8 protein-coding genes and 1 pseudogene are annotated in these 9,659 nt (G+C 70.8%); 4 read left to right on the top strand and 5 right to left on the bottom strand.

Translation table 11 applies throughout. The features are described from left to right. Positions 1-5 precede the first annotated feature (5 nt). The 3 genes from OG858_RS05760 to OG858_RS05750 all read left to right on the top strand — a co-directional run bounded on the left by OG858_RS05760 (position 6) and on the right by OG858_RS05750 (position 2,723). Positions 6-1,079, top strand: coding sequence for a DMT family transporter (locus tag OG858_RS05760; protein ID WP_319315442.1), 1,074 nt, complete (start codon positions 6-8; stop codon positions 1,077-1,079). Between the two features lie 349 nt (positions 1,080-1,428). Further along, a complete protein-coding gene (locus OG858_RS05755) occupies positions 1,429-1,785 on the top strand; it encodes a PadR family transcriptional regulator (protein ID WP_328545084.1) in 357 nt (118 codons plus the stop codon). Continuing rightward, positions 1,782-2,723, top strand: a complete 942-nt coding sequence (locus tag OG858_RS05750) for a hypothetical protein (RefSeq protein ID WP_179201063.1) — start codon at positions 1,782-1,784, stop codon at positions 2,721-2,723. The genes OG858_RS05755 and OG858_RS05750 overlap by 4 nt, the downstream gene beginning before the upstream one ends. Before the next feature lie 111 nt (positions 2,724-2,834). On the opposite strand, the gene OG858_RS05745 is transcribed toward OG858_RS05750, so the two are convergent. From OG858_RS05745 to OG858_RS05725, 5 genes and pseudogenes are all read right to left on the bottom strand, one after another. Continuing rightward, the gene (locus OG858_RS05745) at positions 2,835-3,359 is read right to left on the bottom strand and encodes a hypothetical protein (RefSeq protein WP_328545085.1); all 525 of its coding nucleotides are present in this window, start codon (positions 3,357-3,359) and stop codon (positions 2,835-2,837) included. A 247-nt stretch (positions 3,360-3,606) separates the two neighbouring features. Next, positions 3,607-3,786: pseudogene (locus OG858_RS05740) on the bottom strand (IS5/IS1182 family transposase); the annotation flags it as partial. A gap of 828 nt (positions 3,787-4,614) precedes the next feature. Then, the gene (locus OG858_RS05735) at positions 4,615-5,724 is read right to left on the bottom strand and encodes a M20/M25/M40 family metallo-hydrolase (protein ID WP_256960523.1); all 1,110 of its coding nucleotides are present in this window, start codon (positions 5,722-5,724) and stop codon (positions 4,615-4,617) included. After that, a complete protein-coding gene (gene menC / locus OG858_RS05730; protein WP_456243133.1) occupies positions 5,721-6,836 on the bottom strand; it encodes an o-succinylbenzoate synthase in 1,116 nt (371 codons plus the stop codon). Before menC ends, OG858_RS05735 begins: the two co-directional genes overlap by 4 nt. Next, entirely contained in the window at positions 6,833-7,633 is an 801-nt protein-coding gene (locus OG858_RS05725; RefSeq protein ID WP_086749073.1) for a GNAT family N-acetyltransferase, read from the bottom strand. Before OG858_RS05725 ends, menC begins: the two co-directional genes overlap by 4 nt. 101 nt (positions 7,634-7,734) lie before the next feature. Here OG858_RS05725 and OG858_RS05720 point away from each other — a divergent pair, with 101 nt between their 5' ends. Then, positions 7,735-9,417, top strand: coding sequence for a PucR family transcriptional regulator (locus tag OG858_RS05720; protein ID WP_328545086.1), 1,683 nt, complete (start codon positions 7,735-7,737; stop codon positions 9,415-9,417). The last annotated feature ends 242 nt before the right edge of the window (positions 9,418-9,659 follow it).

Genomic DNA, 9,659 nt, shown 5'->3' with positions numbered 1-9,659 from the left:
CCGGGATGGCTGTGTGGGTTGCCCACGGAGGAGATCGTGTCGGCAATCACTCGAGGAGATCTCAGTTGCAGTCATCTTCTGCCCTGGCTGTTCGGCAGGGTGTTCTCTACGTCGCGATCGCGGCCACAGCGTGGGGTACTGGCGGTGCTGTGGCCGCCGAACTGTACGACGTCGGCGGGATCGGCCCCATCTCCGTTTCCTTCTGGCGATTCCTGACCGGACTAGGGCTTCTCCTGACCGTTCATCTGGTCCGGCGGACCCGGCGGCCGGAGACGGCGCTCTCGCTGCGCGCAACGTACGCGGCGAATCCACGGCGAGCCCTGCTCACAGGATTCGGGCTGGCCGTGTATCAAACGGCCTACTTCGCCTCCGTGCAACAGGCCGGACTGACCGTGGCCACGGTGGTGACCCTGGGCTCGGGTCCCGTACTGGTCACCGTCGGAGCCCGGCTCACCCTGGGCGAGCGTACCGGCGCCGCCGGAACCGCCGCCGTGGTGAGCGGCGTCATCGGCCTGGTGCTGCTGATGGGCGGCGCGGACGGGAGTACCGGCCCCGCACCCCTCTTGGGTATCGGGTACGCGCTGCTCTCCGCAGTCGGCTACGCGGGCGTGACTCTGCTGGGCCGCTTCTCCGGCCGGAAGAACGCCGGTGGCGCGTTCGAGGCGACGGTGACCGGCTTCGCGGTGGGCACGGTCTGCCTTCTGCCGATGGCTCTGCTGGAGGGCATGCTGCCCGACATGGAGCGTGGGGCCTGGACCCTGGGCCTGATCCTCTACCTGGGGGCGGTGCCGACGGCGCTGGCGTACACCTTGTTCTTCGTCGGCCTCGCAGCCGTACGGGCGACCACGGCCTCCGTGGTCGCCCTGGTCGAGCCGCTCACCGCGGCGGTCATCGGCGTCCTGGTCTTCGACGAGCGGCTCAACGCGGTCGTCCTCACCGGCACGGCCCTGCTGCTGTTCGCCGTGCTGTTCCTCGCGGCGGGCGAAGGGGCCGGCCGAGCCGCGACCCGACGGACCCTCGGCCCCGATGCCGGCCATGGCCGGAACACGTCGCATCCGGCCACGCAGACCAAGGACTGACGCCGCACTTTCTCGCCCGCCGGGCTGATGGCCTCGCTACCGTTCGCCGTGCGCTTGGTGGTAGGAGCGCGAGCGCCGTGACCAGCTCTGCGTGGTCGTCGAGTCCTGCCTCGCGTGGGCGGCGCGGTCGCGCTCCCGGATGGAGTGCCGCGGTATGCCGTAGTCGACGATTCCGGCGCCGAGGTGCAGCCGGCCGGCGACTGTCTGCGCGATCGGGTACTGGGCGTATCGGCTCGCTGACGTGCCGCCGCCACAGCGGCCAGGCCCCCAGGCGGCGGATCGGGCTTCCGGGCGACAGAACGATGAATCGATCGACAACATATGTCGGTCACTGATATATATAGGCGGCATGAATGAGCGACCGCTTCAGGAGCCGACGCTGCTCCTGCTCACTGCCCTGGCCGACGAGCCACGGCACGGCTATGGACTGATTCAGGAGATCGACGCGATCTCCCAGGGCCGTGTGCGGATGCGCACCGGTACTCTCTACGGCGCGCTGGACCGGCTGGCCCAACAGGGCCTGATCCGGGTCGAGCGCGAGGAGATCGTGGACGGTCGGGCGCGCAAGGTCTACGCCCTCGCCGAGGCCGGCCAAGACGTGCTGGCCGCCGAGACGGAGCGGCTGCGTGCTGTCGTCGCCGAGGCGGAGCGTCGGCTGGCCGCCCGTCGCGCCCACGCCGTCCGCCCGCAGGGGGCCCTGGCATGACGCAGCAGCACAGCTCACTCGCGTTCCGCTGGGCGCTGCGCCTCCATCCGGCCGCCTACCGCGCTGAGCACGAAGCCGAGTTGACCGCGATCTATGCCGAGGCGACGCAGGATGCCGGCCCGCTCGGTCGGCTGCGCGAGGCGCTCGATGTCGCCGGCCATGGCCTGCGGCGGCGCACCGGCCTGGGCTCCGACCGGATGGCGGGTCAGGTCCTGGCGCAGGCGGCCCCGCTGGCTGTCGCCGTGGCGACGGGTAGCTTCGTGGCGGGCCGGTTGTGGCTCTTCGCCCCCGACGTCCGGACCTTGTCGGCGTCCTCGCCGAATGTGCTGAGCCTGGCCAACACGGGCCTCACGCCGCTGCTCTGGCTGGCGGCGCTCGCGGCCGTCTGGACCGGGCGCTGGACCGTGGCCCGTGCACTGGTCGTGCCGGCGATGGTGCTGTGCCTGGCCGACGTCCTGCTGGCCGCGTTCACCTCCTCCGGCTTGCTCGGCGCCCCCTCAACCGCGGTGATCCGACTGGCCGTGCCGCTGCTCACCGGCGCCGTCGTCCTCGCCGCACCCAGGGATCTGCTCGGCCCCTCCCTGCCACAACGCCGGACGATCATGGGAACCACCGCCCTGGCGGCCGTCCTGGTGTCGGGCGTGCAGCTCGTCGAAATGCACTACCCCTTTACGCTGGGCATTCTCAGCGTCATCGGCCCGCTGCGGGCCGGGGTCCTGTGGGCGGGGCTCCTTGCGATCGCCCTGCTCTTCGGCACGCGTGACCGGTTGACCGTCGCGGGCGTGGCGGTGGCCGTGCTGCCCACCACACTGCAGGTGACGGTCCAGCTCATCCCCGAGGGCGTGCTTGTCCTGCTCCTGGTCCTGCTCAGCGGCGCGGTGCCCTTCCTTCGCGCGCGACGGCGCCACTTCCAGTCAACCCCGCCGAGCGCGGCATAGCTGGCTCCGGGACCCCGGGCCGCACCCCGGGCCGCACCCCGGGCCGCACCCCGGATCGGCCCGGCGCTTCTGCCGGGCCTCCTGCTGGCCGGAGACTTCGCACACAGGGAGTCAGGTCCCCAGCCAACGGGGTCGTGTCTCGTCGACGCCGAGGGGTTCAAGGAGGCGTGCTTGAACCCCACGGCTGATGAGGCGCACAGGTGCGTCGGTCACGCTGCCGGGGCGGAGAGTCAGGCTGGACAGCTGGCCGAAGATCATGCGGCCAGTGGGGCGGACGGCGCAGTTGTCGGGGTAGAGACCGCGCATGGTCTGCTCGGAGCCCAGGGCTTGGCGGACCTGGCGTCCGATCAGGCAGAACACCGGCAGGGCCAAGCAGATCACGGTGATCAGGGCAGCGATGCGGCGGTTGTGCTGCAAGAACACGGTGCGACTGCGAGCGGGCCCTTGCAGTCGTGGTAGCGGGCGTTCGACCAGCCCCTGCTCCTTGTAGCGCAGGAACACCTCCTGGGCGCTGGCCTGTTCGGGGATCAAGTTGGTCAGCAACGCGTACCAGCCGTCGGCTGCGGCCTGGGCGTCCAGGACATCCTCGTCGAAGTGCCAGGGCCGGGCGGCCGTCCCGTCACGGAAATCCACCAACTCCCAATCCGCAGGACGTTGGGGCTGGTGCGAGTGAGTGATCGTGTACTCGTACTGGTCAGGGCGGTTGTCCGAGCCCAAGATCGTCTGCCGGGCCCGTCAGCGTGCGACTTCGGTAGGCACGGGATCCCCATCGCCGCACCTCGCCACACTAGGCAGGCCAACTCCTCAAGCACATCACTCAGTTGTGTACTGGGGGAGCGTTTGATGTGGCTGAATTGACACTAATGGCCTGGTAGGTCAATCGTCAGATTGGTGTGGTCCTGTTCGTTATGCACTTGGTGAGGTTGTCGATCGAGGCGACGTGGATCATGGCTTCGGAGCTGGCGGTAAGGGTCTCGTAGTCGCGGGCGAGTCGGCGGTGCATCACGATCCAACCGGTACTCCGTTCCGCTGCCCAGCGTCTGATCGTGCCGCGAAACCCTCGACCATCCCGCCTTGAACATGCCCGGTCTCTCCCCTTGGTCGGTGGGGCCGAATCTGTGCGGATCCGGCTCGATGCAACGACGACGGCAACCCCGATGTTGTTCCGCATGTCCCATTTGCCACAGGAAGCAATCCCGCTGATCCCGTGCGCGCCTCGTCTGTCACCCGGGCAGGGCGTGGAAGAAGGGCGAGCACAGCGACGTACGGGATGAGAGTTCGCCACCGCCGTGCGCGCCGCATCCTCGATCGACGGCCTCGGCGTAGCTCGCCCCGAAGGCGTACGGCGGTACGTCGAGACGGTCGGCATGGTGCCGTCGCAGGCCCGGGTGCGGGCGAGCGCAGAGTGCTTGTGGGCGTCCAGGACGGCGACGAGGACGCGGAGCAGGCCTGGACGGTGCCACTCCCACGCGGCCGGCACCGGGCCGATGTGTGCCGCCGCGACGCGCCGGGCGGCGAGCTTTTGGTGTCGACTCGTTCGTGTACGTCTCGCTGTCGGCGAGGTGCCCGAAGTGTGCGCGTTGATGGCGGTCGGCCAAGTCCGTGTCCAGCAGGACGCCCAGCGGGCCCGCGTCGGTTACCGGTAGGCCGCTCAGATCCATGATGGGCGCAGCGGGCGCGGAGAGCCGACTTCGGCACACAATGCTGTCGGCCTGGATTGCGCCGCCGCGGGTAGGTACGTCGGCCCGTTGCGCACCGGGGTGCGTCCCGCTACACGCCGCGGGCGGTCCGGCGCCTCGTCCGTACCTACGGTGCGTGGTACGCCGTGGCCCGAGAGCCTCGACATCGCCGGTTCCCGGGCCGAGGGATGGACGACAGGGCTGCGGCGACGTCACACAGGTGGCAGCAGGCGGGCGACGAGGCCGGCGACGAGGGCCGCCCGGCGGGGCATTTCGGCGATGACGGCGTACTCGCCTTCGGCGTGCGCGTGTGCGCCGACCGCGCCGAGGCCGTCGAGGGTGGGGATGCCGATCCCGGCGGTGAAGTTGCCGTCGGACGCGCCACCGACACCGACCGCGCGGATGTCTCCGAGGCCGAGGTCCCTGGCGGCGAGGCGCGCGAGATCCAGCAGGGGCAGGGCCTGGCCCGCCTCCATCGGCGGGCGGTTGGGGCCGCCCTCGACGGTGACCGAGGCACTGGGCAGCACCGGGGACAGTGCGGCCATCCGGGCATGCAGGGCGTCCTGCTCGGCGCGGGTGGTGGCGCGGGCGTCCACGTGGAAGTGGGCCTCGGCCGGGACGGTGTTGGTCGTGGTGCCCGCGGCGGCGAGAGTGGGAGTGACGGTGAGCCCGCCGGAACCGAACGAGGCGACGGTGCGCGCCTGTTCGGCGAGCTCCAGGAGCGCGTTCACGCCCTTCTCGGGTTCGAGGCCGGCGTGCGCGGCCCGCCCCAGGACCCGCACCACATACTGGCTGACGCCCTTGCGGCCGGTCTTGAGCGCGCCGTCCGCGCTGGCCTCCAGCACCAGAACCGCCCCGGCACGGGCGGCGACCTTTTCGATCAGCGGTCGGGAGACGGGTGAGCCGATCTCCTCGTCGGTGGTCAGCAGCATGCCGCAGCCCGCAGGGGAGCCGAGCGCCGCCATCGCGTACAGGCCCTGCACGACCCCGGCCTTCATGTCGAAGACGCCGGGGCAGCTGAGGGTGGTCGGAGTGCACAACGGCTTCGGCCAGCGGGCCAGGGTGCCGACCGGCCACACCGTGTCGAGGTGGCCGAGCAGCAGCACGCCACCCGGCGCCGGCTCCCAGTACAGCGCCGGCCGGTCCCGCTCGGTGATCCACTCGGGCGCGCGGCCGAGCAGGCGGGTGCCCAGCTCGGCGGTATGCTCCGCGACCTGGGCCAGTCGGCCGAAATCCTCGGACGGCGACTCCACCAGACACAGGTCGAGGGTTGCCCGGGCCATCTCCTCGGTGCGCGCGGTCAGTTCGTCCAGGAGGGTCACGGCTTGAGCACCTGTGTGGTGACAGTGAGTTCCGCCAGTACTTCGGGGAGCGGGGCGACGCCGATGCCGGGCCCGGTCGGGATTGCGATGCGGCCGTCCTCGGTCATCGTGATCGGCTCGGTCAGGTCCTGCTTGAAGTAGCGGTCGGAGGCCGAGATGTCCGAGGGCAGGGTGAAGTTGGGCAGGCCGCCCAGGGCGAGGTTGGCCGCCCGGCCGATGCCGGTCTCCAGCATGCCGCCGGCCCAGACGGGGATGCCGGCTGCCGCGCAGACGTCGTGCACGCGCCGCGCTTCGAGGTATCCGCCGACCCGGCCGGGCTTGATGTTGACGATTCTGCAGGCGCCGGTGCGGATCGCCTCGTACGCGGCCTGGGCGGAGACGACCGACTCGTCGAGACAGATCGGGGTCCGCACGACGCGGGCGAGCTGGGCGTGGCCGGCGATGTCCTCTTCGTCGAGTGGCTGCTCGATCAAGAGGAGCCCGAACGCGTCGAGGAGCGCGAGGTGGCGCGCGTCGGAGCGGGTGTAGGCGGAGTTGGCGTCCACCTGGAGGAGCACGTCGTCGCCGAATCGCTCCCGCACCGCGGCGACCGGCTCGATGTCCCAGCCCGGCTCGATCTTGAGCTTGATCCGGCGGTATCCGGCGTCCAGGTAGCCCGCCACCGCGTCGAGCAGCTCCGGTACGGCGTCGTAGATGCTCACCGACACGCCGGAGTCGACATGCGTCGCGGTCGCCCCCAGGTGGCGGCTCAGCGGAACTCCGGCGGCCTTCAGCTGGGCGTCGAGCACAGCCGTCTCCACCGCCGCTTTGGCCATCCGGTGCCCGCGCACCGGCTCCAGCAGTGGGGCCACCAGATCGGCGTTGAGCCGGTCTGCGGCGAACAGGCGGGGCAGCAGATGGTCCGCGACAACCCGGTGCGCACCGTCGGTGAACTCGCTCGAGTACAGCGGGTCGGCGATCGCGACGCACTCGGCCCAGCCCTCGGCCTGGTCGGTGATCACCCGTACCAGCAGCACGTCGCGCTCGGTCTGGGTGCTGAACGAGGTGCGGAACGGGGACGCCAGCGGGATGGCGACCCGCCGAAGTTCGACAGCTTCGATGTTCAGGTTCATTGGTCCCTCGGGTTCGTCGGGATCTTCAGGTCAAGGGGGGTGGTGAGGACGTATGTGCCGTTCCGGTCGGCTCCCGTCCATCGGTATCCGGACCGCAGCAGCGGCCGCATCGCCTCGCGCAGAGCGAGGCGCCAGTCCAGGACCAGGGAAACGTCATCAGGCAGCAGCGCCGGGACGCGCAGCCGCACCTCCTCGCCGGGCCGGGGGCCCACGGCCCGGCGCACCGGCCCTCCCGCCTCACCGATATCCAACAGGGGGCTGTCGGAACGGGCCGGAGCGGGCGAGCGGCCGGGCTCGGCGGCCGCCAGATCCCAGTGCACCAGGACCCGGTCCGTCGGGATCCCGCGGTTGAAGGCATCGTTCATCGGCCCGTAGAACTCCGCGTGGTACGAGACGCCCGTGGCGCCGAGTCCGGCCAGGTTGAAGGAGGCGTTGGCGGTCCGCAGCGGATCGAAGGTCCAGGCCATCCGCCTGATGCCGCGCTCCAGGCACCAGTCGCGCTGGCCGAGCTTGATCGCCCGGCCCACACCCGTGCTCCGCCACTCCTTACCGACGCCGACCACATGCGAGTGCAGCAGGGGCCCGTCCGGATCGGAGCCGAGGAAGCCCACCGCCACTCCGGCGAGCCGCCCGTCGACGAGGCCGCCGAGCACCTGTGCCCCGGCTTGGCTGAGTGCCCGCATGAAGGGAAACGGCACCGGCGGAATCTCCGCCTGCCATACCTCGGTGATCAGGTCGGTCGCCGCCAGCAGTTCCTCGACGCCGGTCAGCTCCCGTACCTCCGTGTTCACGACCATGGGCTGTAGCCTGCCGGATCACGCCCCACCAGGTTTTGTGCTGAGCGTCAAACATGAGGTCGTCGAGTGGGTGTCTACGACAATTCGGCTAGGGTGGCTCCATGGAGCAAGCCCCCACCCTGCACCGCCTCGTCCAGGACATCGGTGAGCCCCTGCTGCGGCTCGCCGTCGATCCGGGCGGCGCGGACCAACCCCTCGCCGGGGTGGCCATTCACGACCCGGCCGACGCGGAGGCAATGGAGGCGGGGTGCTTGGTGCTGTGCGTGGGCGTGACCCGGGGGGCAGAACTGCTCACCCTCGGCAGCGCCGCGCAGCGCGCCGGTGCGCGTGGCCTCGCAGTGAAGGGACCGGTCCCCGCCGAGACAGCCGACTGCCCGGTGCCGGTCGTCGAGGTCAACCCTGACGCCTCATGGATGCACGTCGCGACGATCCTGCGGCAGCGCCTGCTGGACCACTCGCGGGCGCAGTGGGAGCCCGCGGGCGCCACCAGCGACCTGTTCGCGCTGGCCAACACGGTCAGCGCGATGATCCAGGCCCCGGTCACCATCGAGGACGCGGCCTCGGCGGTGCTGGCCTGGTCGGCAGGACAGGACGACACGGACGAATCGAGGGTGGAGACGATCCTCAGCCGCGCGGTGCATCCGAGCCGGCTGCACAAGCTCGCGGAGCAGGGCGCCTTCGAACGGCTGCACTCCTCCACCGCGCCGGTGTACATCGAATCGTACGAACCGGGCCTCCTGCCCCGGGTGGCGATTGCCGTACGTGCCAACTCCGAAGTCCTCGGCTACGTCTGGGCGGTCGTCACCGCCCCGCTGCCGGAAGAACACACCCGATGGCTCGAACTGTTCGCCCCGGTCGTCGCCCTGCACCTGGCCAACACCCGCTCCGACGGCTCCGCCTGGGCCCGGCAGCAGCGCCGCGAACTGGCCGCGGCAGTGCTCGCCGGAGGCCCGGCCGGGGAGGGCGCGGCCCGTGAGCTCCAGCTGCACACCGGGGCCCTGTGCCTGATCGCCGTGGGCCTGCGCCCACGGGACACCGCCTCGGACATCGCCTCGGACGCCGCCTCGGACGCCGCCTCCGCAGAGGCCGCCGTCGCAGCCGCCGGCCTTCGCAGGCTCGAGGACGCCCTGACGCTCTACCTCACCGCAGTGCGCCCCTCGGCGGTGGCCGTGCGCGGCGACCGTGCGGTGTACGTGCTGGTGGCCTGGCCGCAGCCGTCCAGAGACGAGATTCTGGCCGCGGCCCGCTCGTTGGCCGCGGACTTCGTCTCCCGGTCGCCGGGAGGGCCTGGAGGGGACTATCTGGCCGCGGTCGCCGGGCCCGCCGCCGAGCCCGGCCGTGTGCCCGCCGTCCGGGCCCAGGCCGACGCCGTGCTGCGCGCCCTGCGCGGTGCCGGGGGCTCGGCGCCCGCCGTGGCCACCCTCGACGAGACGGCACTCCAGGTGCTGCTCGACCGCCTCGGCGACGTCGCCCAGTCGCTCGGCCTGCCGCCGACCACCGGCCCGCTGCGCCGCCTCGCCGAGCACGACGGCCCAGACGGCGTCCTCACCGAGACCCTCGCCGCCTACCTGGCCGCGGGATGCCTGACCGAGGACGCTGCTGCCCAACTGCGGGTGCACGTCAACACCTTGCGATACCGGCTGCGCCGGATCAGGGAGGTGTCAGGTCTGGACTTCCATGACGCCGATCAGCTGCTGCTGGCCCAGCTGCAGCTGCGGTTGCGGCTGCGCGAGACGACGGCCCCTTTTCACCCAGACGAAAAGACTCGGCTTTCCACGTTCTGATGGGTCGTCACCTGGCCGCACCCAGAGCTCGTAACACGATCATGGGCGGACCGTGTTCGCCGCGGCGTAGCCCGTTCCAGCGCCCAGTGTGACCCCGGCGGCCATGAGTGAACCTGCGGCGAGTACCTGACGTCGTCCGACCGACATGGACGTTCCCCTTCAGTGCGGTGCTTCAGTGCACTGGCCGGAAGGAAAGATACCTGTGTCGGCAGCTTTATTCCAGTCTTCAAGATTGGTGATAC

Origin of the sequence: Streptomyces europaeiscabiei, assembly GCF_036346855.1 — a bacterium.
Taxonomy (GTDB): domain Bacteria; phylum Actinomycetota; class Actinomycetes; order Streptomycetales; family Streptomycetaceae; genus Streptomyces; species Streptomyces europaeiscabiei.
Note: the sequence above shows the minus strand (reverse complement) of the source record. Positions and strands in the feature narration are given on the sequence as shown.

What these genes read in the sequence shown, in the direction of transcription:
- menC (WP_456243133.1), bottom strand. Translation starts at nt 6,836, where the DNA reads ATGAACCTGAACATCGAAGCTGTCGAACTTCGGCGGGTCGCCATCCCG.
- OG858_RS05725 (WP_086749073.1), bottom strand. Translation starts at nt 7,633, where the DNA reads ATGGTCGTGAACACGGAGGTACGGGAGCTGACCGGCGTCGAGGAACTG.
- OG858_RS05750 (WP_179201063.1), top strand. Translation starts at nt 1,782, where the DNA reads ATGACGCAGCAGCACAGCTCACTCGCGTTCCGCTGGGCGCTGCGCCTC.
- OG858_RS05720 (WP_328545086.1), top strand. Translation starts at nt 7,735, where the DNA reads ATGGAGCAAGCCCCCACCCTGCACCGCCTCGTCCAGGACATCGGTGAG.
- OG858_RS05760 (WP_319315442.1), top strand. Translation starts at nt 6, where the DNA reads ATGGCTGTGTGGGTTGCCCACGGAGGAGATCGTGTCGGCAATCACTCG.
- OG858_RS05755 (WP_328545084.1), top strand. Translation starts at nt 1,429, where the DNA reads ATGAATGAGCGACCGCTTCAGGAGCCGACGCTGCTCCTGCTCACTGCC.